Here is a 24,660-nt window from a genome sequence, read left to right on the forward strand (position 1 = left end):
AGGCAAGGAACCCAAAATGGCCACCGCCCCCGTGCTTAACCAGACCACTACTGGCAAGATCAGCCAGATCATCGGTGCTGTCGTCGATGTGACTTTCGATGGCGAACTGCCGTCGATCCTCTCCGCTCTCGAAACCGAGAACAACGGCCAGAAGCTGGTGCTCGAAGTCGCCCAGCATCTGGGTGAGAACACCGTTCGCACCATCGCGATGGACAGCACCGAGGGCCTGACCCGCGGTCAGAACGTCGTGTCGACCGGCGCGCAGATCTCGGTTCCGGTCGGTCCCAAGACCCTGGGCCGTATCATGAACGTCGTCGGCGATCCGATCGACGAGCGTGGCCCGATCGGTTCGGACATGTTCGCCCCGATCCACGCCAAGGCGCCCGAGTTCACCGAGCAGTCGACCGAAGCGGCGATCCTCGTCACCGGCATCAAGGTCATCGACCTTCTCGCCCCTTACGCCAAGGGCGGCAAGATCGGCCTGTTCGGCGGCGCGGGCGTCGGCAAGACCGTGCTCATCCAGGAACTGATCAACAACATCGCCAAGGGCCACGGCGGCGTTTCCGTCTTCGCGGGCGTCGGCGAGCGCACCCGCGAGGGTAACGATCTGTACCACGAGTTCCTCGACGCGGGCGTTATCGCCAAGGACGCCGAAGGCAACGCCACCTCGGACGGTTCGAAGGTTGCGCTCGTGTACGGCCAGATGAACGAGCCGCCGGGCGCGCGTGCCCGCGTTGCCCTGTCGGGTCTGACCATGGCCGAGTACTTCCGCGACCAGGAAGGTCAGGACGTGCTGTTCTTCGTCGACAACATCTTCCGCTTCACGCAGGCGGGCGCGGAAGTGTCGGCACTGCTGGGCCGTATTCCTTCGGCCGTGGGCTATCAGCCGACGCTGGCGACCGACATGGGTCAGTTGCAGGAGCGCATCACCTCGACCACCAAGGGTTCGATCACCTCGGTCCAGGCGATCTACGTCCCCGCGGACGACCTTACCGATCCGGCGCCTGCTGCCTCGTTCGCGCACCTTGATGCGACGACGACGCTGAACCGCGCCATCTCGGAACTGGGCATCTACCCGGCGGTCGACCCGCTCGACTCGACCTCGCGCGTGCTGGAGCCCCGCATCGTCGGTGCCGAGCACTACGAGACCGCCCGCCGCGTTCAGGAAACCCTGCAGAAGTACAAGTCGCTGCAGGACATCATCGCAATCCTGGGCATGGACGAACTGTCGGAAGAGGACAAGCTGACGGTCGCCCGCGCCCGCAAGATCCAGAAGTTCCTTTCGCAGCCGTTCCACGTGGCCGAAGTCTTCACCGGCATCTCGGGCAAGTTCGTGCAGCTGGAAGAAACCATCAAGTCGTTCAAGGCGGTGGTCAACGGTGAGTACGATCACCTGCCGGAAGCGGCCTTCTACATGGTCGGCGGCATCGACGACGCCGTCGAGAAGGCCAAGAAGCTGGCCGCTGACGCCTGATCGTCACGTCTGCTGATCGAACGCAAGGAAACGAACCGATGGCACTGCACTTCGAACTCGTGACGCCGGCCCGGCTCGTTCGCTCCGAGGAAGTCCACATGGTGGTCGTCCCCGGAACCGAAGGCGAGTTCGGCGTGCTGGAGGGCCACGCGCCCTTCATGTCGACCGTCGCCGACGGCGCGCTCATGGTCTATCGCACCGAGAACGCCGCGCCCGAGGCGATCCAGATCACCGGCGGCTTCGCGGAAGTCGGCGCGAACGGTCTGACGGTTCTGGCCGAGCATGTGAACGGCTGACGCCTTTTACATCACGCGAAAATGGGGCGCCCCGGTCTGACCGGCGGCGCCCTTTTTCTTTATCTACGCTTGGCCGTAGGCGCATGAAAATCAGGCGGTTTGCTGGCAACCCACGAGAGGAAACGCGCGATTTCCGGGGTGGCCCGCAACATCGCCAGATCCTCGCCCAGCTTTGCCAGCCGGGCATTGGGAAAGGTCGCATGCAAGGTGCGGTGGCAGATGGGATGGACGGGAACCGTCCGACGCCCGCCCCGGCTTTTTGGCACGGGATGATGCCATTCGACCCGCTGCCCCAGAGGCCTGTCGCATAGCCAGCAGCAGGTTTGCGGTGCATCCATGATGTCCCGAAAATGGCGCGCTTGGCCGAACCGATCAAGTTCGCTTCGCCGTGTTCGCCGCCGGATACCTCCCGGCATTAGGAAGTTATCAAAGTTTCAACCTTAATCCGGTGCTCAATCGCCCGCATGCTTCTCCAAAGCAGCCTGCGTCTTGCGAACTTGGAATTGAGGGTAAAATGACGGCATTCGGTCGGCGCAACGGTATCAACGGCATGACGCAGGGCGCACGCCCGGCTTTTGGTGTCGCTCGCCCGCTCAAAGGCGGAATGCCGGAAACGCCCTTTGCCGAGCCTGCCGCCGCAGCGGCACCCGAAGGCCCCAAGGCACGCGGGGAGGACGCCATGGCGCGTCTCGCCGATCGCGCCAATGCCGTTCACGACGCTTCCAACGAGCAAGGCGGCTTCGAAGCCTCGATCCACAAGATCAAGGAACAGGTGCTGCCGCGCCTGCTGGAGCGCGTCGATCCCGAAGCTGCCGCCACGCTGACCAAGGATGAGCTGTCGGAGGAATTCCGCCCGATCATCATGGAAGTGCTGGCGGAACTGAAGATCACCTTCAACCGTCGTGAGCAGTTCGCGCTCGAAAAGGTGCTGATCGACGAACTGCTGGGTTTCGGTCCGCTCGAAGAACTGCTGAACGACCCTGACGTGTCCGATATCATGGTCAATGGACCCAACCAGACCTACATCGAAAAGAAGGGCAAGCTGCAACTCGCCTCGACCAAATTCCGCGACGAGCAGCACCTGTTCCAGATCGCCCAGCGCATCGTCAACCAGGTCGGCCGCCGCGTCGACCAGACCACGCCGCTGGCCGACGCCCGCCTTAAGGACGGCAGCCGCGTCAACGTGATCGTCCCGCCGCTGAGCCTTCGCGGCACGGCGATCTCGATCCGTAAGTTCTCCGAGAAGCCGATCACCATCGACATGCTCAAGGGCTTCGGTTCGATGAGCGAGAAGATGGCAACCGCGCTCAAGATCGCCGGGGCCTGCCGCATGAACGTGGTGATCTCGGGCGGTACGGGCTCGGGCAAGACAACGATGCTCAACGCCCTTTCGAAAATGATCGATCCGGGCGAGCGCGTGCTGACGATCGAGGACGCAGCCGAACTCCGCCTGCAGCAGCCGCATTGGCTGCCGCTGGAAACCCGCCCGCCGAACCTTGAAGGGCAAGGCGCGATCACCATCGGCGATCTGGTGAAGAACGCCCTGCGTATGCGTCCCGACCGCATCATCCTGGGCGAAATCCGTGGCGCCGAGTGCTTCGACCTGCTCGCCGCGATGAACACCGGTCACGACGGTTCGATGTGTACGCTCCACGCCAACAGCCCGCGCGAATGCCTTGGCCGTATGGAAAACATGATCCTGATGGGCGACATCAAGATCCCCAAGGAAGCCATCAGCCGCCAGATCGCCGAATCGGTCGACCTTATCGTGCAGGTGAAGCGCCTGCGCGATGGTTCGCGCCGCACCACCAACATCACCGAGGTGATCGGCATGGAGGGCGATGTCATCGTCACGCAGGAACTGTTCAAGTTCGAGTATCTGGACGAGACCGACGACGGCAAGATCATCGGCGAATTCCGCTCCTCGGGCCTGCGTCCCTATACGCTGGAGAAGGCGCGCCAGTTCGGCTTCGATCAGGCCTTCCTCGAAGCCTGCCTCTGAACTCTACTGAAAGCGCGCGATCAGGGCCGTCACGATCGCGCGCGAGGCAAGGCCCAGCATCAGGATACCGGGCAGGAAGGTCATGAAGAACACGCCTGTCCACGGGATCAGGCCCACCCGGTCGAGATCGCGGCGCCGCGCGCGCAGGTGATCGGCCAGCCAAGCAATCGCAGCCAGAACGATGCAGGCGCCACCGCCTGCGGCGAAGAGGAGATCGGTTTGATCCATCTCTCGCCCATTGCCCTGACGCTCACGCAAATTAAAGGGGGTAGGCGAAATGACCGCCTCCGCAACTCCTGCCATTCCGCCCCGCACCAGGACACAGGACAGCCCGCTCGCCGCGCTGGGCCTGCGCGTGCTCGGCATGTTCATGCTCTCGGCGATGTTCATGCTGATCCGCCTTGCCTCCAGGCACGGCGTTTCAGTGCCGGAGATGTTGTTCTGGCGGCAGGGCATGGCGGTGCCGATCATGCTGCTATGGCTCGCGGCTCGTGGAGAGATGTCACTGCTCAAGACGCACCGCGTGCCTGCGCATCTGGGCCGGGCCGCAGTGGGAACGCTTGGCCTGTTGTGCAATGTCGGCACGGCAACGCTGCTGCCGTTGCCGGTGGGTACTACGCTCAGCTTCACTTCGCCGATCTTTGCCGTGCTGATCGCGGGACTGGTCCTGCGCGAGAAGGTTGGCCCGTGGCGCTGGAGCGCGGTGCTGATCGGCTTTGCAGGCGTCCTGCTGATCGCGCGACCCGGCGCCGAGCCGATTGCGCTGGCGGGCCTCGCCTCGGGCCTGGGCGCGGGCCTGATCGTTGCGACCGTGAGCTTTCAGGTGCGCAGTCTGGCCCGCACCGATTCGCCGATCGCCTGTGTATTCTGGTTCTCGGCCTTCGGCGCGGTGGTGGCCGCCATCGCGCTGCCGCTCTACGGACAGCCGCACCCTTGGCAGGTCTGGCTGATGTTGGTCGGCGTGGGGCTGGCAGGGACGCTGGCGCAGTTCTTCATTGCAGCCGCGCTCAGCCGGGGTGCGGTGGCGACGGTGGTGGTGATGGACTACACCTCGCTGATCTGGGCGACCGGCTTTGGCGTGCTGGTATTCGGCGAGTGGCCGCCTGCCTCGATCTGGCTGGGGGCACCGCTGGTGATTGGTGCGGGCCTTCTCATCACCTGGCGCGAGATCGTGCTGGCAAAAGCGATCGCGCCGACCACTTCGCTCGACGATGCTGCACTGGAAGAGGCCAAGGCTGGTCCCCAGCCTCTCTGATCATCTTCGTGAAAACGTGCTCGGTCATCGCCGGAGCGTGGGAACCTGACCTGCCGACACACGTTTGTTCTCCCGATCCGCACGCTCTTGGCGGCGGCGGAGACAACAGGAACAAGGAATTCCCGTCATGATGAAGAAAGTCGTTCTCATGCTCGTCGCCTCCAGCATCGCGCTGGGTGCGACCGCCTGCAACACCGTGAAGGGTGCCGGTCGCGACGTGACGTCGGTCGGTCAGGCCGGCGACGACGCCATCAACGGCAAGTAAGCCGTCAGAAAAGCCCGCGCTCCAACCCCGGAGCGCGGGCTTTTATCTTACTGGAAGACTTCTTCGGTTTTCCTGAGCCGATGCTCTTCCGCCACCTTTCGGGCACGAAGCCAGAGGCACAGTCGCAGCGCCAGCACCATTCCCAGCGCCAGACCAAGCATACCGTCCGTCACCAGCAAGGCACCGGCGGCGGGATGATGATCCGGCGTTGAACCCGGCTGATAGCTTGGAAAGATCACCCGCCTGACGATGAAGATCGCAGCGACGAACAGCAGCGCTGCAGGCGACTGGCGCATCATCACGCGGGCATTTTCGCCCTCACCTTCGACATGAAGGCGCATCATGCGGCCACGCTGCCAGCCAATGGCGGCGCCGATGACCACGCCTCCCGCCACGGCCAGCCAGCCCATCGGACTGGGATGCATGCCGAACAGGGCAATTCCCACCACGGCACACAGGATCACCGGCATGATCCACAGCATTGGCAGCCGCAGCGGCCGTGCCTTCTGCAGATTGCGATAGCGCAGGAGCATGACGAGGGCGAAAATCGCCACCGGCAGATACCCCAGCAGCGACTTTGCATCCCCCGTCATATGATACCCCTTAGCTTCCGCCGATCTCGCTCAGCGAGGGCGTCCCTGCCGGAGCCACATCGCCTTGCCATACCAGCACAGGTTTGCGCGCCGCGAGCGTTTCGTCAAGACGGCGGCGCGGCGCGAAGTGCGGTGCCGAATGCAGGGTGTCGTCGCCCTGCTTGGCGCGCTCCGCCAGGCTGCGCAGCGAACCGATGAAGCGGTCGAGACCGGCCTTGCTCTCGGTTTCGGTCGGCTCGACCAGCATCGCGCCGCGCACCACCAGCGGGAAGTAGACCGTCATCGGGTGGAAGCCCTCGTCGATCAGCCCCTTGGCGATGTCGAGCGTCGAGAAGCCATCGGCCAGCCCGGCGTCGCTGAACAGCGCCTCGTGCATGCACGGACCGCTGGCACCGAACGGGGCCTGCAGCACGTCGTCGCACGAACGCAGCACGTAGTTGGCGTTGAGCACCGCGTCCTCGGCCACCTGACGCAGACCGTCCGCGCCGTGGCTGAGGATGTAGGTCAGCGCGCGGGTGAACATGCCCATCTGACCGTGGAAGGCGACCATGCGGCCGAACGCCTTGTCATGGCCCTCGCCGCGGTTCTCTTCCTCGACGAGGTGGATCGAACCGTCGGCGCCTCGCGTGACGAAGGGCAGCGGCGCGAAGGGCGCCAGCGCTTCGGACAGCACCACCGGCCCCGCACCCGGACCACCGCCGCCGTGCGGCGTCGAGAAGGTCTTGTGCAGGTTGATGTGCATGGCATCCACGCCCAGGTCGCCGGGGCGGACCTTGCCGACGATGGCGTTGAAGTTCGCGCCGTCGCAGTAGACATAGCCGCCAGCCTCGTGGACCGCATCGGCGATGGTCTTCAGTTCAGGCTCGAACAGGCCGCAGGTGTTGGGGTTGGTGATCATCACGCCCGCAACGTTCGGTCCCAGCTTGGCCTTGAGCGCCTCGACATCGACGCGGCCCTCAGGCGTGGCCGGGATCGACTGGACCTTGAAGCCTGCGAAAGCCGCAGTCGCCGGGTTGGTGCCGTGGGCGCTCTCGGGCACCAGCACGACATCGCGGGTCTCGCCGCGCGCGTCCAGAGCGGCGCGGATACACAGCAGACCGCACAGCTCGCCATGGGCACCGGCCTTGGGGCTCATCGCCACCGAGGCCATGCCGGTCAGCGTGATCAGCCAGTCGGCCAACTGCTCGATGACTTCCAGCGCGCCCTGCACGGTGCCCTGCGGCTGCATCGGGTGGACGTCGGCGAAGCCCGGCAGACGCGCCATCTTCTCGTTCAGGCGCGGGTTGTGCTTCATCGTGCACGAACCGAGCGGGAACGGCCCGAGGTCGATCGCGTAGTTCTGGCGCGACAGACGGGTGTAGTGGCGCACCACTTCCGGCTCGGTCAGGCCGGGCAGTGCCGGGGCCGACTTGCGCAGGAACTTCGACACGCCCGCAGCGGGGCTACGTGCAGGAACGTCGATATCGACGCCGCACTTGCCGTCCGCGCCGAGTTCGAAGCTCAGCGCCTCTTCCAGCATCAGGCCGCGATCGCCACTGTTGGTGGTGAGCGGCGTTCCGGTCGAACCTTCACCCATCGAGGGGCGCCATCCGGCAGCATTCACGGCGCTCATGCGGCGGCTCCTTCGAGAACGGCGGCGAGTTCGCGCGCGAGCGTCGCGATATCCTCGTCGGTGGTGGTTTCGGTGGCGGTGACGAGCAGGCCGTTGTGCAGGCCCGAGGCGTCGGGGAACAGGCGGCCAAGCGACACGCCGCCCAGCACCTCGCGGTCGGCCAACTGGCGGACCACTTCGCGGGCATCGGTCGGCAGGACGAGCGTGACTTCGTTGAAGTACGCCTCGTTCAGACAGGTGACGCCGGGGATCTGCGTGAGCGCGTCGACCATCGCCTGTGCGCGGTCATGGTTGACCGCCGCCAGCTGGGCAATGCCCTCGCCGCCCAGCAGCGTCAGGTGGATGCTGAACGCCAGCGCGCAGAGGCCGGAGTTGGTGCAGATGTTGCTCGTCGCCTTCTCGCGGCGGATGTGCTGCTCGCGCGTGGAAAGCGTGAGCACGAAACCGCGCTTGCCCTCGGCATCGACGGTCTCGCCACACAGACGCCCCGGCATCTGGCGCACGAACTTTTCGCGGCAGCCGAACAGGCCGAGGTACGGCCCGCCGAACTGGAGGCCGACGCCGATCGACTGACCCTCGCCCACGACGATATCGGCACCGAGGTTGCCGGGTGCCTCGATCATGCCGAGCGCGACCGGCTCGGTCACGACCACGATCATCAGCGCGCCCTTGGCGTGCGCGGCTTCGGCAATCGCGGCGAGATCGGGGATGCGGCCAAGAACGTCCGGGTACTGGACGACGACGCTGGCGGTCTTGTCGTCGATCGCGGCGATCAGCGCGGCGTCATCGGGCTCGGCGGTCAGTTCGGCGGCGAGCGAGACGATGTCGTCCTTGGTGAACTTGGCCATCGTGCGCACGACTTCGCCGTAGTGCGGGTGCAGACCGCCCGACAGGACGCTGCGGCCCTTGCGGGTGACGCGCGCCGCCATCAGGATGGCTTCCCAGCACGCGGTCGAACCGTCGTACATCGAGGCGTTGGCGATGTCGGTGCCGAACAGGCGCGCGACTTGCGTCTGGAACTCGAACAGGACCTGCAGCGTGCCTTGCGCAATTTCCGGCTGATAGGGCGTGTAGGCCGTCAGGAACTCGCCGCGCTGGATCAGGTGATCGACCGAGGCGGGCACATGATGGCGGTACGCCCCTGCGCCCAGGAAGAACGGCACGGAGCCCGCGCTCATGTTCTTGGCAGCGAGCTTCGACATGTGGCGCTCGACCGCCAATTCGCTGGCGTGGAGGGCAAGGCCGGAAATCGGGCCGGCAAGCCGGGCTTCCTCGGGAACGTCGACGAACAGATCGTCGACCGAGGCCGCGCCGATCACGCCGAGCATCTCGGCCCGGTCGGCGGGTGTCAGGGGGAGGTAACGCAAGGGGCAGATCCTCGGGAGAATTGGTGAGGCCGGGTGGGGACGCGCGCGGCGCTTTGCGCTCTCGCTGCGTCCCCGTCAGGCGATCAGAGGGCTTCGACGAAAGCCTTGTAGTTGGTCTCGTCCATCAGGCCCGAGAGTTCGGCGGTGTCCGACAGCGTGATGCGGAACAGCCAGCCGCCGGTCTCGGCTTCGGTGTTCACCAGCTCGGGAGCGTCGGCGAGCGCCTCGTTCACTTCGGCGATGCTGCCCGAAACCGGGGTGTAGACATCGCTGGCGGCCTTCACCGAATCGACGACCGAGACGGAATCGCCCTTGCCGAACGTGGCGCCCACTTCGGGCAGGTCGACGAAGGTGATGTCGCCAAGCTGGCCCTGTGCATAGTCGGTGATGCCGACGGTGCCGAGGTCGCCCTCGACTTCGATCCACTCATGGTCTTCGGAAAAATAACGTGTCATCGCCTTGGCTCCTTCAGCGGTGATAGCGGTTGGGACGAAGGGCATGGGCGCGACGGTGGCGTCGAGCTTCTTGCCCCGCATTTCGATGGTGAGCGCGGTGCCGTCGGCGGTCAGGGCCGCATCGACATAGGCCATCGCGATCGGCTTTTGCAGACTGGGCGAGAACCCGCCCGAAGTGACGACGCCGACTTCGGTATCGCCGTTCAGCACCTTGGCGCCCTCGCGTGCGGCCATGCGGCCTTCGAGCACGAGGCCGATACGCTTCTGCGCAGTGCCCTGCGCGAAATCGCGCTGCACGCGCTCGGCGCCGGGGAAACCGCCTTCGAGGCGGCGGCGCTTGTTCACGCCGAATGCGAGGCCCGCGTCGACCGGACCGCGCGCGGGATCCATGTCATGGCCGTAAAGCGGCAGCCCCGCTTCGAGGCGCAGCGAATCGCGTGCGCCAAGAGCGATCGGCTTCACTTCGGGCTGTGCGCAGATCAGGTCGGCGACCTTGGCAGCATCCTCGCCTGGGATCGAGATTTCGAAACCGTCCTCGCCGGTATAGCCCGAACGGCTGATCCAGGCCTCGACGCCGCCCAGCGTGAAACGCGCGCCCTTCATGAAGGTGAGCGAGGACAGTGCCTGCTCGCCCTCAGCGATACGCTCCAGCGCGGCGACGGCCCTGGGGCCCTGCAACGCCAGCAGCGCGCGGTCATCGAGGTGGTTGAGCGTAATATCATCAGGCAGCAGTTCGCGCAGCGTGCCGATGTCGTCCCACTTGGTCGCGCCGTTGACGACCATGTAGAAACCATCGTCCCAGCGCGTGACCATCAGGTCGTCCAGAATGCCGCCCTCTTCGTCGAGCAGCAGCGAATAGCGTACCGAGTTGGTCTTCAGGGTCGAAAGGTCGATGGGCAGCGCGGCCTCGATGGCCGCTTCCACGCCCTCACCCGACAGGAACAGCTGGCCCATGTGGCTGACGTCGAACAGCCCTGCATTCTCGCGGGTCCACAGGTGCTCGGCCATGATGCCTTCATACTGCACGGGCATCATGTAACCGGCGAATTCGACCATTCGGCCGCCCTTCTCGCGATGCCAGGCATCGAGCGGCAGGATCATCGGCTCCAGGGTCTCTTCGACCTGATCGTCATCATTCACGGGAAATTCGCTCAAGACACAGCTCCGCACAGCATTGGCACACCATTCCAGGTGCCCCCTCTGTCACGGAAGCCTGAGAGCTTTCCCCCACTCACCCGATGCGGGGAGCAAGGTTACACCTTCGGCGGCCACACCGTTGCCGGAGGGGCACTTTCCAGAGCGTCGCTATCGACGGGCGCGGTCCTTTTGCCTGAGAGTTTCCGGGGCGGTTGCTCCTTCGGCGCCTGCCGTTCTTCCGTAGCTTACCACAGGGGCAAGTCCCGTCCGAATCGGCGGGTCTCTCCCGCGTTGTCAGCGACGCGCAAAGCCTTGGTCGAGCGCGCAACGCAAGTCAACGTCCGCGAGACGCAAGCGCGCGCAATTTCCACGACCCGATCAGGCCGCCTCGCGCAAGAGGGTGTCAACCGCGTCCCAGTCATGCACGAACACGCCCGGCTCGCGCTGGCGGGTCAGCGCAAGCATCGCGGCGGCAAGACGTCGTGCAGGCATCGAGCGGAACCGGCGCCATTGTCCGCGCAGGATTGCAAGGTCCACGGCAGGCGCGGTGATGCGGGCAACCAGTTCCATGGGCCTGAACTCGCTGCGAGGCCCACGCAGAACGCCGGGGCGCATCACATCGACGCGAGCAAAGCCGAGCGCCTGCACCGCCTGTTCGACCTCGCCCTTGGTGCGCAGGTAGAAGTTGCCGCTGGCGGCATCGGCGCCGGTTGAGGAAACGAGGATAAAGTGGTCTGCCCCCGCCTCCCGCGCGGCTCTCGCAAGATCGAGCACGAGATCGTGATCGACTGCGCGGAAGGCTTCTTTCGATCCGGCCTTGCGCAACGTGGTGCCCAGCGCGCAGATCACGACATCGGGACGGGCTGCACGGACGAGATCGGGCCAGCCGGACGGCTCGTCCAGCAGAACCTCCATACGCGCCCCTTCCGGCAGCGGAATTTCCCGACGCGAAATGGCCGTCAGGCGCAGGCCAGGAGCCTTCGCGCCCGCCGCGATCACCGCCTGCCCCACCAGCCCGGACGCGCCGAGCAGGCAGATACGCAAGGAAGCGGAGGAACGCTCCTCCGCCCCTTCGCGGTCGTCAGACATTGCGCAGGACTTCGGGCGTGCGCTCGTAGATCTCGGCATGGCGGGCGATGGCGAAGCGGTCGGTCATACCGGCGATGTAATCGGCGATATGGCGGCTGCGCTCGGGCTCGTGGCGGGGCAGCGTGTCGATCCACTCCTCGTCCATCAGCACGGGGTCCTGCGAATAGGCGGAGTAGAGTTCCGCCAGCAGCGCACGCGCCCGGCGCGCCGTTTCCAGCTGCTCCGGGTGGAAATAAAGCTTCTCGTACATGAAGCGCTTGAAGGCGCGCTCGCCCTCCTCGACTTCGGGCGAAAACGCGATCAGCTGGCGCCCGGCCTGCCGCACCTCGTCGACCGAGGTGATGCCGACCAGACGCCGCGCGCTTTCTTCCAGCAGGTCATTGACCATCACGCCGATCTGGCTGCGGATCAGTTCCGAGAGCTGGCGATTGCGCGGAACGCCCGGATAGCGCTTCTCGACCGCCGCCCACTGCTGCGCCACGAACGGATGGGCGAGCACTTCGTCGAGGTTGAGGAACCCGGCGCGCAGGCCATCGTCGATATCGTGGTTGTCGTAGGCGATATCGTCGGACAGCGCCGCGACCTGCGCCTCCAGCGAAGCGTGCGAGCCGAGATCGAGGTTATAGGCCGCGTCGAGTTCGGTCAGCGCCCAGCCGGGATCGAGCACCGGGCCGTTGTGCTTGGCGAGGCCCTCCAGCGTTTCCCACGTCAGGTTCAATCCGTCGTGCTCGCAATAGGGGCTTTCCAGCCGCATCAGCGTGCGCAGGCTCTGGGCGTTATGGTCGAAGCCACCGGCATGGACGAGCGCGGCGTTGAGCGCATCCTCACCCGCATGGCCGAACGGCGCGTGGCCGATATCGTGGGCCAGCGCCAGCGCTTCGGCCAGATCCTCGTCGAGGTTCATCGCGCGGGCGATCACGCGGGCGATCTGCGCGACTTCGAGGCTGTGCGTCAGGCGAACGCGGTAATGATCGCCATCGGGTGCGACGAAGACCTGCGTCTTGTAGCGCAGGCGACGGAACGCGATCGAATGGATGATCCGGTCGCGATCGCGCTGATAGTCGCTGCGCGGCCCGCGCGAAAGCGAGCCCTCGATGGTGAACTCACGCCCGCGCGAGTGCGCAGGATCGGACGCGTAAGGGGCTCTTGCCAAGATATGTTACCCCAGGATCCAGTCGACCGCCGCTTCCGCATGGATGCGGGTGCAGTCGTAGACCGGCAGGACATTGGCATCGACATCGACGATCATGGCGAGTTCAGTGCAGCCCAGCACGATGGCCTGCGCGCCTTCCTGCGCGAGGTTGGTGACGATGGTCTTGAGGTCGCGCTCCGACTGGCGCGTCACTTTGCCGAGCATCAGCTCATCGTAGATGATCTTGTCCAGCGCCTCGACGCGGGTCAGCACCGGCGGCAACAGTTCGATGTCGCGCGCGATCAGCTTCTGACGATAGAAGCTCTCCAGCATCACGTTGCGCGTGCCGATCAGCCCGGCGAGGCCGACCTTGTCCGACACCATGCGTTCGGCCACGCATTCGGCGATGTGCAGCACCGGCACCGAAACCGCCGCTGCGACCTTGTCGTAGACCTTGTGCATCGAATTGGCGCCGATCAGCACGGAGGTCGCGCCTGCCGCTTCAAGCCGCTGTGCCGCGCTGGCCAGTTCGTCTCCGGCCCGTGCCCAGTCATCCGCGCTGGAAAGCCGGGTGAGCCCTGCGGCATCGAGGCTCTCGATCACCATGGGGCGGAATGGTTCGCGCCGATGCGGCTCTGCACGCCGCGATTGATGGCATCGTAGTAGGTTTGGGTCGAGTACCAGCTGAGACCGCCGATCAGGCCGATTTTCCGCAAGGGAGCAGATCCTTTCGCGTTGGGATGGTCGCAATCGATACCGCACCTAACCGGGCACGGGGCCGAGGTCCATTCCCTAACGCGCGGTTTGCACCGAACAGACGACGGCAGACTTCACCGTGACGCGGACCACTTCGGGATCGTCGATGCGCGCGGCCAGCAGCGCAAGGTCGGACATGCTGGCGTGCCCTGCGCCCTTCAGCGCCTTGAGCTTCTTGAGCTGCTTGACGGTCAGGCGGTCGGTCATGCGCTGGGCCATGCATTCGGCGGTCGGCGGCGGCACGCCAGCCTCGACCAGCGAGTCCCGGACGTGCGAATAGGCGATGCGCGAGGCGCATCCCGAGAGCGAAAGGCCCGCAGCGATCGCAAGCGCAGAGGCGATCAGGGGCAAAGGGGCAATACGCATGAAGGCTCCTGTGGCAGGCGAGGCGAGTCGCACGCAAGGCCTCTCATTGCGCGGGTCTGCATTGCCGCAGGATGAGCGAGTGTTACGAGGTGAGCAGAAACACCACGAAGGCGACAATCAGCAGGATGATCGGCACGGTCCAGCCCAGCACTTTCAGGAAACTGTGATAGGTCTGCTGCGCGGCAGCGATGCTCTTGTCGGGTGTCATGGCCTTATCCGCTCTCCCAAGCCGGAACTGGGGTGATGCTATGCCTGTGGAACTGCGGCGGCAAGGTGGATCTGAGCCGCGCGCTTCGCGGTTGCCCCTGTGCTTAATCCGGTATTTACTCCCCGTAAGCTAAGGCCGTTACAACATTGGCGGGTCGCGGACGAAGAAACAGGGATCATGGCTGAAATCGAGCAGCGCCTCTTGATGCTGATTGACGATGAACCGGGACAGAGCCGGCTCATCTCCGCGCTTGCTGCACGCGAAGGCTGGCGCTGCCTGCTCGTGCGCGATGCCGAGACGGCGATCGCCACGCTGGGCACGCGTGAGGGGATGCGCCTATCCGCGATCATTCTGGACCAGTGGGTGCCGGGCGACGATGCCTGTGCGCTGATTGCCGAATTGAAAGCCCGCCGCCCGGCGCTGCCGATCCTGATGCTGACTGCCAGCACCTCGCCGCTGCTTGCGGTCGAGGCGATGCGTGCGGGCGCGACGGATTATCTCGTGAAGCCCGTCGCGCCCGACCGCCTGATGCATGCGCTGCGGGCCGCGACCATGCTGGAGGCGCCGCGCGACGAACTGGCGCCGCTGACCGAAAAGCTGATGCTCAGCCCCGATTTCGAGTCGATGGTCGGCGCCGCCCCCACTTTCCGCAAGGCGCTGGCTGTCGCCGCCAAGGCGGCGCGCGGCCACGGCGCGGTGCTGGTCGAGGGCGAGAGCGGCAGCGGCAAGGAAATGCTGATCCGCTCCATGCATGCGGCCTCACCACGCGCGAAGATGCCGCTGCGGATCGTGAATCTCGGCGGCGTTCCGGCAAGCTCGGTGGAGTCGGTGCTGTTCGGTCATGAGAAAGGGGCTTTCCCCGGTGCGTTCGACCGTCATGTCGGCGCACTGCAGAATGCCGACGGGGCCACGCTCGCCCTCGATGAAGTGGACCGCCTCCCGCTCTCGGTGCAGGAGCGCCTGCTCGAAGCGCTCCAGCGCGGCGATGTCCGCCCGATCGGCGCGCGCCATTCGTTCCGGGTAGACGTCCGCCTGATCGTTGCCAGCAATATTCCGCTGGAGGAACTGGTCGCGCAAGGTCACTTCCTTGTAGGGCTTCACGATCTGCTCGCTCCCACCAAGGTGCTGCTGCCGCCCTTGCGCGAACGACCGGGCGACATTCCTGCCCTCACCCGCTTTTTCCTGGCCCGCATCGGCGAGCAGCCGGGCCTGCGCGAGCTTGGCATCACCGACGGCGCGCTTTCGCTGCTGTCGTCCTACGACTGGCCCGGAAATGTCCGCCAGTTGCAGGCGGTGCTGTTCCGCGCCGCCGTATTCTGCGACGGTGATGCGCTGACCGCAGAGGACTTCCCGCAGCTTCTGGCGATCCTCGGCGACGGGACGGCCCATGCCAACGGCAATCCGCGTCAGGAAGCCAGCGGCGTCATGCTCTACACCGCAGACGGCAACCTGCGCCCGCTGGAAGAGATTGAGGCCGATGTCATCCGCCTCGCCATCGGCCACTACCGGGGGCGCATGACCGAGGTCGCGCGCAGGCTGGGGATCGGCCGCTCGACGCTGTATCGCAAGCTCAGTGAGCTCGGCATCGACAACGTCGCCTGATATTTTTACAAGTCTCTCGTTTGTAAAGAAAACCTCTGATGCTCCCATGCGTTGTACGACGTAATCCAACGGGAGATTTCGAGAATGGAAGACTTTACCAACCGTTGCGCCATCGTGACCGGCGCAGCCTCCGGCATCGGTGCGGCTATCGCGCGCCAGTTGGCCAAGGCCGGTGCCCGCGTCGTGATCGCCGATTTCGATGAAGAGGCTGCCCACGCGCTGTCAAGGGAACTGGGTACCGAACAGACTGCCGTATTCGGCATCGACGTCGCCGATGCCGCAGCGAACGAGGAACTGGTACGCTTCGCCGAAGAGCGCTTCGGTCCACTCGCCTATGCCGTGAACAATGCCGGGATCGGCGACAAGCCGATGAAGCTGGCGGACATTCCCCTGCAGAACTGGCAGCGCGTGCTCAATGTCGATCTCAACAGCGTGTTCTATGCCATGAAATACCAGATCCCGGCGATGGTCGCAGGCGGTGGCGGCTCGATCGTCAATATGGCCTCGATCCTCGGCGCTGTCGCCTGGCAGGGCTCGGCGGCCTATGTCACTGCGAAGCACGCGTTGCTGGGGATGACCAAGACCGCCGCGCTCGATTATGCCGCCGATGGCCTGCGCATCAATGCTGTGGGGCCGGGCTTCGTTTCCACGCCTGCGCTGGAAAAGAACATGACCGATGAGGCGATCGCCCAACTGGCCGAAAAGCACGCGCTCAACCGCCTTGCGACGCCGGATGAGATCGCCAACCTCACGCTGTTCCTGCTCTCGTCGAAGGCCTCGTTCATGACCGGGACCTATTATCCGGTCGATGGCGGTTATCTGGCACGCTGACCGATTTGAAAGTGGTATGAGAAAAGGGGCCGGACCACAATCCGACCCCTTTGCCCGGGCGAAGTCCCTGCCGCCCGATGGCGGGAGAGGCTTCATCCCTCGGTGGCTGGTTTACATGCCTTCGAAGTAGACCTGAGGCATGCGGTAGCCGCGCTTGGCCATGTACTTCACATAGCCGGCCCGCTCATGGTTCAGTTCGTGCGCGTATTCGTCCCAGGCATCGCGGCGATCCTCCGTATCGCTGGCATGGCGCATGTCGCTGACCAGTTCCTTGCGGCTCTCGTTGATATTGGCGCGATAATTGAACCAGTGGCTGTTCTCGATCCCGCCGATGGGAGACTTGATGATCCGCCCTTCTTCCTGATGGGCGAGCGATTCCTCATACATCATGGGCAAGGCGGCCATGGCGGTGGCGGTCACACCGCCGGTCACGCCCAGCGCGGCGACGGCCAGAGCGGCTCGGATGGTCGTGGTCTGCTTCATGGAATTACTCCCTTTCGCTTGTACGACACAGGCCCGATTGCCTGCGTTTGAGGGAGAAACGAGCAAATCGGGAAAAGTCGTCCGCAAAATGGATGAAGTGAGCCTTTCCACCGGCAACATGTTATTATGTGCTCTGGGAACTACTGTTTCTGTACGGGTGTTCAGATTTCCGGCCGATACATGCACGAAAAATGCGCTTTATTCCGGTATTTGTGAGAAGTCCGTCAGAGCACTGTCGCGAAGACCTCGCCAGACACGCAAGGCCTGAACGGTCTCCATCGCATCGTGGACGCGGATCACATGGCACCCCGCTTCAGCAGCCTTCAGAGCAAGCGTCAGCGAGCCGCCCAGGCGTTGATCTGCGGGAACTTCGCCCGCCAGCGCGCCGATCAGCCGCTTGCGGCTTGCACCCAGCAGGATCGGATGCCCCAGAGCGTGGAACAGTGCCAGACAATTCATCAAGGCAAGGTTTTCGGCGACGGACATGCCAAAGCCAATGCCTGGGTCCAGCCAGATGCGTTCCGGCGCGATGCCCTGCTCCACCGCCCGATCGCGAAGGGCTCTCAGGCGATCGAACACGTCCAGCACGACATCGCGATAGCCATGCTCGGCATGCAGGTCGTTCCCGTCACCGGGAGCATGCATCAGCACGACCGGCGTTCCAGCGTTCGCAGCCAGTTCGGCGCTGCGCGGATCGAAACGCAGGCCCGAGACGTCGTTGAAGATATGCGCGCCGACCTTGAGCGCGGCTTCCATCACCCCCGCTCGCCGGGTATCGACGCTGATTGCAGCGCCAGCCTTGGCCAGCCTGTCCACGATCGGCACCACGCGGGCGATTTCGTCCCCTTCCCACACGGACGCAGCACCGGGGCGGGTGGACTCGCCTCCGACATCGATGATCGCGGCGCCTGCCTCCAGCATCTGCATGGCGTGATCAGCGGCAGCATCAAGGTCGCTGTCGAAGCGGCCACCGTCCGAGAAACTGTCCGGCGTGCGGTTAAGGATCGCCATGACCTGCGGCTGGTCAAAGCGAATGGTTCGGTTGCCGCACTGCAACGCAGGATGGCTCTTGCGCAGGTTCGCCCATTGCGCCTCGGCCTCCTGCGCCAGATCGTCGGGAAGCCCGGCAAGCGCGGTCGGCATCGCGGGAACATCGACCCGCTCACGCCGCGTCACCACGCCATTCTCGCGTACGATCAGCGCGAAGCGGCTGGCCCAGACCATAGAGCCGCCCAACCGTATGGCTTCGCCAAGCTCGCTCTGCGGGCTTTCGGCAAAGCCGATCGGACGGATGTAGACCTGCCGTGCCATGACCCTGCCGTAAAACTCAGGGCTCGGTGGCGAGGATGTAGAGCTGGCGGATCGCGTCGAGCGGCTTCACTTCGCCCTCGTGCTCCAGATGCCAGAAGGTCCAGCCGTTGCACGACGGCGCGCCCTGCAGGTCCTTGCCCAGCCCGTGGATCGAGCCGGTGGCATCGCCCTGGATCAGTGAGCCGTCGGCGCGGATTGAGGCGACATGGCGGCGCTTCTTGTCGAAAACCTTGGTGCCGGGCTCGATCCAGCCGGTCTCGACCAGCGTGCCGAAGGCGACCTTGGGGGCGGTGCGCTTGGACTGCATGGTCTTGAGTGCGCTTTCGTCGAGCGGCAGCGCCATCTCGATACGCTCCAGAGCGGCTTCGCGATAGTCGCTCTCACGCTCGCAGCCGATCCACTCGCGGCCAAGACGCTTGGCTACAGCGCCCGTGGTGCCGGTGCCGAAGAACGGATCGAGCACGACATCGCCCGCGTTGGTGGTCGCCAGCATGACGCGGTAGAGCAGCGCTTCGGGCTTCTGCGTCGGGTGAACCTTGCGACCGCCCTTCTTGAGACGCTCGGCGCCGTTGCAGATCGGCAGAACCCAGTCCGAACGCATCTGCAATTCGTCGTTCAGCGTCTTCATCGCGCGATAGTTGAAGGTGTACTTCGACTTCTCGCCCATGCTGGCCCAGATCAGCGTCTCGTGCGCGTTGGTGAAGCGCGTGCCCTTGAAGTTGGGCATCGGGTTCGCCTTGCGCCAGACGATATCGTTCAGGATCCAGAAGCCCATGTCCTGCATGATCGCGCCGAGGCGGAACACGTTGTGGTACGATCCGATCACCCACAGCGAGCCGTCGGGCTTGAGCACGCGGCGCGCTTCGGTCAGCCACTCACGGGTAAACTGGTCGTAGGCGGCGAAGCTGGAGAACTTGTCCCAGTCGTTGGTCACGGCATCGACGTGGCTGCCGTCGGGACGGGCAAGGTCGCCGCCAAGCTGGAGGTTGTACGGCGGGTCGGCGAAGACCATGTCGACGCAGGCGTCCGGCAGCGAGCGCATGGCCTCGATGCAGTCACCCGGAATGATGCGGCCCAGCGGCAGCAGTTCGCGCGGCGTAGGCGCCGGTGCTGCTGCGCGAAGACGCTCCTTGACGAGGACCTGACCCATGTGTGCTCCGAAACTCAGATGTGGAAAATGTTCCCCCTTGTGAGTCGTCAGAGACTCGCCGTCAAGCTGCGACTCGCCGGAATCTCTCGCGATTCAGGCGAATCGGAAGCGGAACAAAACGAATCCGACACAAGATATAGTGGGCTTTCGAATCGCGATGACTCAAGATTCTGCGGTGTGACTCGCACGACTCACCTGCGAAATTTATTTCGCGCTCAGGAACGATCCGGAAAGGCTTGAACCAGTTTTCCGCTTACAGGAGCGAGAGTTGCGCAACCGGTGCGAAACTGCGGCGATGATGCACCGTCGCACCATGTTCGCGTAGCGCGGCGAGGTGCTGCACGGTGCCGTATCCGGCATTGCGTTCCCACCCATAGTGCGGGTGCTGCTCGGCAAGGCCCCGCATCACCCGGTCGCGATGTTCCTTGGCGACGATCGAAGCTGCGGAAATGCACGGCTCCAGCGCATCGCCGCCGACGATGGCGCGGGCATTCCATCGCCATTCCGGACGACGGCCCGCAGGCGTCATGTTGCCGTCGATCAATACCTCGTCGGGCTCCCGGTCGATCTGGATGCACAGCGCCTCCACCGCGCGGGTCATTGCCAGCATCGTAGCGCCGAAGATGTTGAGGCGATCGATCTCCTCGACATCGACGACGCCCAGCGCCCACAGGCACCGGCGCTGGATCACCGCTTCCAGTTCCGCACGGCGTTTGGCCGAGAGCTTCTTGGAATCGTCGAGCCCGGAAGGGCGCGGCCTGGACAGGATCACGGCTCCTGCGACCACCGGACCTGCAAGAGGCCCTCGCCCGGCTTCATCCACGCCGATGACGATGCGGGGCGGCAGGGCGAACGGGGCAGGCGAAGTGCTCATGGAAAGCGTCTATCGCCGCTGTATCGCAGCGCCGCAAGGTCGCGATTACTGGACATGCAAGCCTGTATCCCGCGATTTGAATCGACAAACCCCGCAGACCCGCCTATCCGCGCGCGCCATGTCCGATACCGTTCAATCCACGCTGATCCCGCTCGATAACGTCGACCCCGTGCTTGTCGAGAGCCTGCTCGACCGCGCTTTCGGTTCCGAGCGACACCAGCGAACAGCCTACAAGGTGCGCGAGGGAACCGACTGGCTCCCGGCGCTCAGCTTCGCGGCGATGGATGCGAACGAGATGCTGGTCGGCACGATCCAGTGCTGGCCGGTGGCACTCACCGCCCCGGCGGGGCGCGCCCATCCGATGGTGATGGTCGGCCCGGTTGCCGTGCTGCCCGAACATCAGGGCATGGGCTACGGTCAGGCGCTGATGTCCGCAGCGCTTGCAGGCCTCGATCCTCGCGCGCCGCTGCCGCAGGTCCTGATCGGCGACCCCGAATATTACGGCCGTTTCTGGGGCTTCGAGAGCACCCACACAGGCGCCTGGGAACTGCCCGGACCGTTCGAGCGCCATCGTCTGCTGGTGCGCACCCCCAACGCGGCGGTGCTTCCCGAAGCGGGCACGCTCGGCCCCTGGCTGCGCTGAGTTCACGGCTTAAATTCGACAAGGAACGCTTGGCGTCGGGGTGCCGATCTGGCATCCGGGCGGCATGCCTTACGATCCGCCCCCTGATCTGGCAGGCCTCAGTCTGTCCCGTATCGCCGAACTCGTCGCCGAGCGCAGGCTCGCGCCGGTCGATACGTGGCGACCGGACGTGGTGGGCAGTAGCGATATGCGGATCGCAGCGGATGGGCGCTGGTATCATGAAGGCACGGAAATCCGCCGCGCGGCGATGGTTCGCGCCTTCTCGCAACTGCTGATCCGCGATGCACAAGGGCAGCACTGGCTGGTCACGCCGGGGCAGAAGCTGTCGATCGTGGTGGACGATGCCGCTTTCCTTGCCGTCGACCTCAAGCACGAAGGCGACGCGCTGGTCTTTCGGCTGAACACCGATGAGTTCGTCATTGCCGACAGCGATCACCCGCTGATCGCCCGTGGCAGCATCGAGGCGCCGGCGATCTATCTCGCCGTCCGCCATGGGATCGAAGCCAGACTGGATCGCAGCACATGGCTGCAACTCGCTGAAATTGCGATTGAACTCTCGGACATGTCGGTCAGCAGCAAGGGCTGCACCTTCGCACTGGCGCCATCTGTATGAGCGACCTGTTCCAGCGTGTGGCACAGCGCCTCACCGATGCGCATGCAGAGCAGCCTCCGATGCGCTTGTCCGACCCGCGCCTGAAAGGCAGTGACCTCGAACTGAAGCCAGCTTCGGTCCTTATCGCGCTGACAGAACGCGATAACCCCGGAATTCTTATGCTCCATCGCCCCTCGACGATGCGCGCCCATCCGGGGCAGATCGCCCTTCCCGGCGGTCGCCGCGAACTGGGGGAGAACGCGACAGAGGCGGCCTTGAGAGAGGCAGAGGAAGAACTCGGCATTCCTTCCGACCTCGTTCGCGTGGTGGGCGCAACCGACGTCTATCGCACCGGGAGCGGCTATGAGATCACGCCGGTGATCGGCGTGATTCCCCCCGATATCGAAATCCGTCCCAATGCTGCCGAAGTGTCGCAGTGGTTCGAAGCCCCTGCAGACTTCGTCCTCGATCCCGCCAACCAGCGCACCCGGTTGCTGGAGCGCAATGGTCAGCAGTATCCTGTCATCGAGATCGACTGGCAGGGCCACGTCATCTGGGGCGTGACCGGGGCAATCCTCTCCAACCTTGCAAGAAGACTGAACTGGCATGACGAAACGGCTTGAGGCCGAATGGATGGCGCGGGCCGATCTGGCCGCGCTGGTGGCGGCGCTGGGCCGGGAGAACGTGCGCTATGTCGGCGGCGCGGTGCGCGACAGCCTGCTCGGCGCGCCGGTCAAGGACATCGACATGGCGACGGTGCTGCATCCCGAAGAGATCATGCGGCGCCTTGATGTGGCGGCGATCCGCAAGGTACCGACCGGGATCAAGCACGGCACCGTGACCGCTGTCCTGCCGGGCGGTCCGGTCGAGATCACCACGCTGCGCCACGATGTCAGCACCGATGGCCGCCGCGCGACAGTGGCTTTCGCCAGCGACTGGCGCGAGGATGCCGCCCGTCGCGATTTCACGATCAACGCGCTTTACGCCGATACCCTGACCGGCGAGGTGTTTGACTGGTTCGGCGGGCTCGCCGATCTCGATGCGCGCCGGGTCCGCTTCATTGGCGATGCCGCACAGCGCATCCGCGAGGACCACTTGCGTATCCTGCGTTACTTCCGTTTTCAGGCGAGATTTGGCGCTCAACCTGCTGACAAGCAGGCGGAAGAGGCATGTCATAATCTTGCAGCCACACTGAAAGGCCTCTCGCGCGAGCGGGTCGGCATGGAGACCATGAACCTGCTGGGCCTGCCCGATCCGGCACCGACCGTGGCACGGATGGAGGAACTTGGCGTCCTGCGCGAAATCCTGCCGGAAGCTGACGTTCCCGCCCTCGCCCGGCTTGTCGCCAGCGAAAAGGCACAGGGCATCGCGCCCGATCCGCTGCGTCGTCTGGCAGCGCTGGTGCCGCAACAGCCGGGGCTCGCCGAACAGGTCACCGCGCGCTTCCGCCTCTCGGGCGCGCAGAGGAAGCGCCTGTCGCTGGCGGCCGCACGAACCGATGACATGCCATCCGCGCGCGAACTTGCCTATCGGCTGGGCCGCAAGGAAGCGCTCGATCGCCTGCTGCTGGCAGGCGCGGATACCTCGCCACTGACTGGCTGGGACATTCCCCTCTTTCCGGTGAAGGGTGGGCAGATCGTCGCACGCGGCGTCAGCGCCGGGCCACAGGTCGCGGCCACGTTGCGAAAGGTCGAGGACTGCTGGATCGCGGCAGGCTTCCCTTCCGATCCGGCGACCATCGACGCGATGCTGGACAAGGAACTCGGCTCGTGAACCTCGGCGAACTGGGCGCGCAACTTTATGCCAATCCCCTGCTGGCGCTGGCCGTCGTGGCGGTGCTGGCGGGTATCGCCTCGATGATGCTGTCGCCCGAACGCACACGTCTGGCCCAGGGGCTGCGCAACGGGGCCTATCTCATCATGGCCGCCGTGGTCTTGCTGACCATCGCGGAATCCGCACTCAACAATGACAAGTCGGAAGCGGCGGACTGGTTCGACCATACGCGCCCCGCCACCGTTTCAGGCGACGAGACGCAGATCGCTAAGCGCCGGGACGGACATTTCTGGGTCGAGGCGAAATTGAACGGCGTGCCCACCGCCTTCCTGATCGATACCGGCGCGACCTACACCTCGATCTCCCAAAGCGTCGCGCAGGCAGCGGGCATCATCGTCAATCCTGATAGCGAGGGGCGGATGCTCGATACCGCCAACGGTACTATCGTCGCGCGCATGTCGACCGCGGGATCGCTGGACTTCGGCGGTGTTTCGGCGCGCGAACTCCCGGTGGCCGTCACACCCGACAGCGCAGGCGATACCAGCGTGATCGGCATGAACCTGCTCTCGCGCCTGAAAGGCTGGCGGGTGGATGGCGACCGGATGACGCTGGTGCCGTCTGCCGGCGCGACAAGTCGGCCAGTCAGCGTCGAGAAAGCCGGCACGAACTAAGCGCTCGGTATATGAACTTTTCCGGCTTCGATCTCTCGGGCTTTCATGATCTCCTGCCGTGGTTGCGGGGGCAGCCCTTGCTGGCACTGGCGCTGGCGGCGATCTTCGTCAGCGTGCTGGGCGGTGTGCTGCGCCGCCCGCTCCCGTGGATAGCGGGTCTGCTGCGCGGGATCGGCACGCTCGGGCTGGTCGCAGCGCTGCTGCTGACCGTGGCGCAGGTCGCGCGGTTTTCGACGAGCGCGGACATCTCCATTCCCGCACTCGGCGTTCCCAGGCAGGTGGTCGAAGGCCGGGTGACGCGGGTGCCGATGTCGCCCGACGGGCACTTCTGGATACGCGCCCGAGTGAACGGCACCCCGATCCGCTTCCTTGTCGATACCGGCGCAACGATTACTGCGCTCAGCCCGCGTGCGGCGCGCGAAGCAGGCGTCGAAGTGCAGCCGATCCGCCGGGCGGTGATGATGCAGACCGCCAACGGCACCGTCTCCGCCGACATGGCGACGATCGACGAGATGCACATGGGCAATATCGTCGCTCGCGATCTCGATGCCGTGATCGTGCCGGGACTTCAGGATGCCAACGTGATCGGCATGAACCTGCTCTCGCGCCTCGCGGGCTGGCGGGTGGAGCGCAACACGCTGATCCTTGAGCCCCACCATCCGCAGACGGTGACGGGGGCCTGACGGCGCTGGCATCATCCCGGCCTGCGCCGGGGCGATGTAT

At 64.9% G+C, this 24,660-nt stretch carries 28 protein-coding genes, 1 pseudogene and 2 riboswitches; of the genes and pseudogenes, 13 read left to right on the top strand and 16 right to left on the bottom strand.

Annotated elements, in window-relative coordinates; genetic code table 11:
- Positions 1-16 precede the first annotated feature (16 nt).
- Together atpD and CI805_RS09460 are read left to right on the top strand one after the other, a co-directional pair.
- Positions 17-1,474, top strand: a complete 1,458-nt coding sequence (gene atpD / locus CI805_RS09455) for a F0F1 ATP synthase subunit beta (protein ID WP_260922502.1) — start codon at positions 17-19, stop codon at positions 1,472-1,474.
- Positions 1,475-1,512: 38 nt separating this feature from the next.
- Positions 1,513-1,770: an ATP synthase F1 subunit epsilon gene (locus CI805_RS09460; RefSeq protein WP_260922504.1), complete on the top strand. Its 258-nt coding sequence runs from the start codon at positions 1,513-1,515 to the stop codon at positions 1,768-1,770.
- Between the two features lie 59 nt (positions 1,771-1,829).
- On the opposite strand, the gene CI805_RS09465 is transcribed toward CI805_RS09460, so the two are convergent.
- Positions 1,830-2,108 (bottom strand): HNH endonuclease, encoded by a 279-nt coding sequence (locus CI805_RS09465; protein ID WP_260927928.1) that lies wholly within the window; start codon positions 2,106-2,108, stop codon positions 1,830-1,832.
- 176 nt (positions 2,109-2,284) lie between these two features.
- Between CI805_RS09465 and CI805_RS09470 the strand changes: the two genes are divergently transcribed.
- Positions 2,285-3,772, top strand: a complete 1,488-nt coding sequence (locus CI805_RS09470) for a CpaF family protein (RefSeq protein ID WP_260922507.1) — start codon at positions 2,285-2,287, stop codon at positions 3,770-3,772.
- A 3-nt stretch (positions 3,773-3,775) separates the two neighbouring features.
- Here CI805_RS09470 and CI805_RS09475 read toward each other — a convergent pair whose 3' ends face one another.
- Entirely contained in the window at positions 3,776-4,000 is a 225-nt protein-coding gene (locus CI805_RS09475) for a hypothetical protein (RefSeq protein ID WP_260922510.1), read from the bottom strand.
- A gap of 49 nt (positions 4,001-4,049) precedes the next feature.
- On the opposite strand from CI805_RS09475, the gene CI805_RS09480 reads away from it, so the two are divergent.
- Both CI805_RS09480 and CI805_RS09485 read left to right on the top strand, forming a co-directional pair.
- A complete protein-coding gene (locus CI805_RS09480; RefSeq protein WP_260922513.1) occupies positions 4,050-5,027 on the top strand; it encodes a DMT family transporter in 978 nt (325 codons plus the stop codon).
- A 127-nt stretch (positions 5,028-5,154) separates the two neighbouring features.
- Complete coding sequence (locus CI805_RS09485) at positions 5,155-5,292, top strand: Entericidin EcnA/B family protein (RefSeq protein ID WP_260922515.1); 138 nt, start codon at positions 5,155-5,157, stop codon at positions 5,290-5,292.
- 47 nt (positions 5,293-5,339) lie between these two features.
- On the opposite strand, the gene CI805_RS09490 is transcribed toward CI805_RS09485, so the two are convergent.
- The 10 genes and pseudogenes from CI805_RS09490 to CI805_RS09535 form a co-directional block, all read right to left on the bottom strand.
- Entirely contained in the window at positions 5,340-5,885 is a 546-nt protein-coding gene (locus CI805_RS09490) for a CcdC protein domain-containing protein (RefSeq protein ID WP_260922516.1), read from the bottom strand.
- A 10-nt stretch (positions 5,886-5,895) separates the two neighbouring features.
- On the bottom strand, positions 5,896-7,497 hold the full coding sequence (gcvPB, locus tag CI805_RS09495; protein ID WP_260922527.1) for an aminomethyl-transferring glycine dehydrogenase subunit GcvPB: 1,602 nt from the start codon (positions 7,495-7,497) through the stop codon (positions 5,896-5,898).
- Complete coding sequence (gene gcvPA / locus CI805_RS09500; protein ID WP_260922532.1) at positions 7,494-8,864, bottom strand: aminomethyl-transferring glycine dehydrogenase subunit GcvPA; 1,371 nt, start codon at positions 8,862-8,864, stop codon at positions 7,494-7,496. Before gcvPA ends, gcvPB begins: the two co-directional genes overlap by 4 nt.
- 83 nt (positions 8,865-8,947) lie before the next feature.
- On the bottom strand, positions 8,948-9,319 hold the full coding sequence (gene gcvH / locus CI805_RS09505) for a glycine cleavage system protein GcvH (RefSeq protein WP_260922533.1): 372 nt from the start codon (positions 9,317-9,319) through the stop codon (positions 8,948-8,950).
- 87 nt (positions 9,320-9,406) lie between these two features.
- Positions 9,407-10,420: pseudogene (gcvT, locus tag CI805_RS09510) on the bottom strand (glycine cleavage system aminomethyltransferase GcvT); the annotation flags it as partial.
- Between the two features lie 89 nt (positions 10,421-10,509).
- Positions 10,510-10,627: riboswitch (glycine riboswitch) on the bottom strand.
- Positions 10,628-10,755: riboswitch (glycine riboswitch) on the bottom strand.
- Positions 10,756-10,834: 79 nt separating this feature from the next.
- A complete protein-coding gene (locus CI805_RS09515) occupies positions 10,835-11,545 on the bottom strand; it encodes an NAD(P)H-binding protein (RefSeq protein ID WP_260922543.1) in 711 nt (236 codons plus the stop codon).
- Positions 11,538-12,698, bottom strand: a complete 1,161-nt coding sequence (locus CI805_RS09520) for a deoxyguanosinetriphosphate triphosphohydrolase (protein WP_260922545.1) — start codon at positions 12,696-12,698, stop codon at positions 11,538-11,540. The genes CI805_RS09515 and CI805_RS09520 overlap by 8 nt, the downstream gene beginning before the upstream one ends.
- Before the next feature lie 6 nt (positions 12,699-12,704).
- Positions 12,705-13,283, bottom strand: a complete 579-nt coding sequence (locus tag CI805_RS09525; RefSeq protein WP_313958489.1) for an aspartate/glutamate racemase family protein — start codon at positions 13,281-13,283, stop codon at positions 12,705-12,707.
- Between the two features lie 186 nt (positions 13,284-13,469).
- Positions 13,470-13,799: a hypothetical protein gene (locus CI805_RS09530; protein ID WP_260922547.1), complete on the bottom strand. Its 330-nt coding sequence runs from the start codon at positions 13,797-13,799 to the stop codon at positions 13,470-13,472.
- A gap of 82 nt (positions 13,800-13,881) precedes the next feature.
- Positions 13,882-14,007, bottom strand: a complete 126-nt coding sequence (locus CI805_RS09535; protein WP_260922549.1) for a hypothetical protein — start codon at positions 14,005-14,007, stop codon at positions 13,882-13,884.
- 177 nt (positions 14,008-14,184) lie between these two features.
- Between CI805_RS09535 and CI805_RS09540 the strand changes: the two genes are divergently transcribed.
- Both CI805_RS09540 and CI805_RS09545 read left to right on the top strand, forming a co-directional pair.
- Positions 14,185-15,609, top strand: a complete 1,425-nt coding sequence (locus CI805_RS09540) for a sigma-54-dependent transcriptional regulator (protein ID WP_260922558.1) — start codon at positions 14,185-14,187, stop codon at positions 15,607-15,609.
- An 84-nt stretch (positions 15,610-15,693) separates the two neighbouring features.
- On the top strand, positions 15,694-16,440 hold the full coding sequence (locus CI805_RS09545) for an SDR family NAD(P)-dependent oxidoreductase (RefSeq protein WP_260922561.1): 747 nt from the start codon (positions 15,694-15,696) through the stop codon (positions 16,438-16,440).
- Between the two features lie 111 nt (positions 16,441-16,551).
- On the opposite strand, the gene CI805_RS09550 is transcribed toward CI805_RS09545, so the two are convergent.
- From CI805_RS09550 to CI805_RS09565, 4 genes are all read right to left on the bottom strand, one after another.
- Complete coding sequence (locus CI805_RS09550) at positions 16,552-16,923, bottom strand: hypothetical protein (protein WP_260922564.1); 372 nt, start codon at positions 16,921-16,923, stop codon at positions 16,552-16,554.
- A gap of 198 nt (positions 16,924-17,121) precedes the next feature.
- Positions 17,122-18,234: a dihydropteroate synthase gene (gene folP / locus CI805_RS09555; protein ID WP_260922567.1), complete on the bottom strand. Its 1,113-nt coding sequence runs from the start codon at positions 18,232-18,234 to the stop codon at positions 17,122-17,124.
- 16 nt (positions 18,235-18,250) lie between these two features.
- Entirely contained in the window at positions 18,251-19,384 is a 1,134-nt protein-coding gene (locus CI805_RS09560) for a site-specific DNA-methyltransferase (protein ID WP_313958490.1), read from the bottom strand.
- Positions 19,385-19,637: 253 nt separating this feature from the next.
- Positions 19,638-20,258, bottom strand: a complete 621-nt coding sequence (locus CI805_RS09565; protein ID WP_260922570.1) for a ribonuclease HII — start codon at positions 20,256-20,258, stop codon at positions 19,638-19,640.
- Between the two features lie 118 nt (positions 20,259-20,376).
- On the opposite strand from CI805_RS09565, the gene CI805_RS09570 reads away from it, so the two are divergent.
- The 6 genes from CI805_RS09570 (at position 20,377) to CI805_RS09595 (ending at position 24,620) form a co-directional block, all read left to right on the top strand.
- The gene (locus tag CI805_RS09570) at positions 20,377-20,901 is read left to right on the top strand and encodes a GNAT family N-acetyltransferase (RefSeq protein ID WP_260922573.1); all 525 of its coding nucleotides are present in this window, start codon (positions 20,377-20,379) and stop codon (positions 20,899-20,901) included.
- 64 nt (positions 20,902-20,965) lie between these two features.
- Positions 20,966-21,514, top strand: coding sequence for a DUF1285 domain-containing protein (locus tag CI805_RS09575; protein ID WP_260927930.1), 549 nt, complete (start codon positions 20,966-20,968; stop codon positions 21,512-21,514).
- A complete protein-coding gene (locus CI805_RS09580; protein WP_260922575.1) occupies positions 21,511-22,116 on the top strand; it encodes a CoA pyrophosphatase in 606 nt (201 codons plus the stop codon). Before CI805_RS09575 ends, CI805_RS09580 begins: the two co-directional genes overlap by 4 nt.
- Positions 22,100-23,266 carry a CCA tRNA nucleotidyltransferase gene (locus CI805_RS09585; protein WP_260922577.1) on the top strand — a complete coding sequence of 389 codons (1,167 nt, stop codon included), beginning with the start codon at positions 22,100-22,102 and terminating at the stop codon, positions 23,264-23,266. The genes CI805_RS09580 and CI805_RS09585 overlap by 17 nt, the downstream gene beginning before the upstream one ends.
- Positions 23,263-23,937 (top strand): TIGR02281 family clan AA aspartic protease, encoded by a 675-nt coding sequence (locus CI805_RS09590; RefSeq protein ID WP_260922579.1) that lies wholly within the window; start codon positions 23,263-23,265, stop codon positions 23,935-23,937. The genes CI805_RS09585 and CI805_RS09590 overlap by 4 nt, the downstream gene beginning before the upstream one ends.
- Before the next feature lie 11 nt (positions 23,938-23,948).
- Complete coding sequence (locus CI805_RS09595) at positions 23,949-24,620, top strand: TIGR02281 family clan AA aspartic protease (protein ID WP_260922581.1); 672 nt, start codon at positions 23,949-23,951, stop codon at positions 24,618-24,620.
- Positions 24,621-24,660 lie beyond the last annotated feature (40 nt).

This window comes from Novosphingobium sp. 9, from assembly GCF_025340265.1.
Classification (GTDB): domain Bacteria; phylum Pseudomonadota; class Alphaproteobacteria; order Sphingomonadales; family Sphingomonadaceae; genus Novosphingobium.

Excerpts from the sequence above, each read along its gene's own strand:
- atpD (WP_260922502.1), top strand. The coding sequence starts at position 17 with ATGGCCACCGCCCCCGTGCTTAACCAGACCACTACTGGCAAGATCAGC.
- CI805_RS09460 (WP_260922504.1), top strand. The coding sequence starts at position 1,513 with ATGGCACTGCACTTCGAACTCGTGACGCCGGCCCGGCTCGTTCGCTCC.
- CI805_RS09465 (WP_260927928.1), bottom strand. The coding sequence starts at position 2,108 with ATGGATGCACCGCAAACCTGCTGCTGGCTATGCGACAGGCCTCTGGGG.
- CI805_RS09470 (WP_260922507.1), top strand. The coding sequence starts at position 2,285 with ATGACGGCATTCGGTCGGCGCAACGGTATCAACGGCATGACGCAGGGC.
- CI805_RS09475 (WP_260922510.1), bottom strand. The coding sequence starts at position 4,000 with ATGGATCAAACCGATCTCCTCTTCGCCGCAGGCGGTGGCGCCTGCATC.
- CI805_RS09480 (WP_260922513.1), top strand. The coding sequence starts at position 4,050 with ATGACCGCCTCCGCAACTCCTGCCATTCCGCCCCGCACCAGGACACAG.
- CI805_RS09485 (WP_260922515.1), top strand. The coding sequence starts at position 5,155 with ATGATGAAGAAAGTCGTTCTCATGCTCGTCGCCTCCAGCATCGCGCTG.
- CI805_RS09490 (WP_260922516.1), bottom strand. The coding sequence starts at position 5,885 with ATGACGGGGGATGCAAAGTCGCTGCTGGGGTATCTGCCGGTGGCGATT.
- gcvPB (WP_260922527.1), bottom strand. The coding sequence starts at position 7,497 with ATGAGCGCCGTGAATGCTGCCGGATGGCGCCCCTCGATGGGTGAAGGT.
- gcvH (WP_260922533.1), bottom strand. The coding sequence starts at position 9,319 with ATGACACGTTATTTTTCCGAAGACCATGAGTGGATCGAAGTCGAGGGC.
- CI805_RS09515 (WP_260922543.1), bottom strand. The coding sequence starts at position 11,545 with ATGTCTGACGACCGCGAAGGGGCGGAGGAGCGTTCCTCCGCTTCCTTG.
- CI805_RS09525 (WP_313958489.1), bottom strand. The coding sequence starts at position 13,283 with ATGGTGATCGAGAGCCTCGATGCCGCAGGGCTCACCCGGCTTTCCAGC.
- CI805_RS09530 (WP_260922547.1), bottom strand. The coding sequence starts at position 13,799 with ATGCGTATTGCCCCTTTGCCCCTGATCGCCTCTGCGCTTGCGATCGCT.
- CI805_RS09535 (WP_260922549.1), bottom strand. The coding sequence starts at position 14,007 with ATGACACCCGACAAGAGCATCGCTGCCGCGCAGCAGACCTATCACAGT.
- CI805_RS09540 (WP_260922558.1), top strand. The coding sequence starts at position 14,185 with ATGGCTGAAATCGAGCAGCGCCTCTTGATGCTGATTGACGATGAACCG.
- CI805_RS09545 (WP_260922561.1), top strand. The coding sequence starts at position 15,694 with ATGGAAGACTTTACCAACCGTTGCGCCATCGTGACCGGCGCAGCCTCC.
- CI805_RS09550 (WP_260922564.1), bottom strand. The coding sequence starts at position 16,923 with ATGAAGCAGACCACGACCATCCGAGCCGCTCTGGCCGTCGCCGCGCTG.
- folP (WP_260922567.1), bottom strand. The coding sequence starts at position 18,234 with ATGGCACGGCAGGTCTACATCCGTCCGATCGGCTTTGCCGAAAGCCCG.
- CI805_RS09560 (WP_313958490.1), bottom strand. The coding sequence starts at position 19,384 with ATGGGTCAGGTCCTCGTCAAGGAGCGTCTTCGCGCAGCAGCACCGGCG.
- CI805_RS09565 (WP_260922570.1), bottom strand. The coding sequence starts at position 20,258 with ATGAGCACTTCGCCTGCCCCGTTCGCCCTGCCGCCCCGCATCGTCATC.
- CI805_RS09570 (WP_260922573.1), top strand. The coding sequence starts at position 20,377 with ATGTCCGATACCGTTCAATCCACGCTGATCCCGCTCGATAACGTCGAC.
- CI805_RS09575 (WP_260927930.1), top strand. The coding sequence starts at position 20,966 with ATGCCTTACGATCCGCCCCCTGATCTGGCAGGCCTCAGTCTGTCCCGT.
- CI805_RS09580 (WP_260922575.1), top strand. The coding sequence starts at position 21,511 with ATGAGCGACCTGTTCCAGCGTGTGGCACAGCGCCTCACCGATGCGCAT.
- CI805_RS09585 (WP_260922577.1), top strand. The coding sequence starts at position 22,100 with ATGACGAAACGGCTTGAGGCCGAATGGATGGCGCGGGCCGATCTGGCC.
- CI805_RS09595 (WP_260922581.1), top strand. The coding sequence starts at position 23,949 with ATGAACTTTTCCGGCTTCGATCTCTCGGGCTTTCATGATCTCCTGCCG.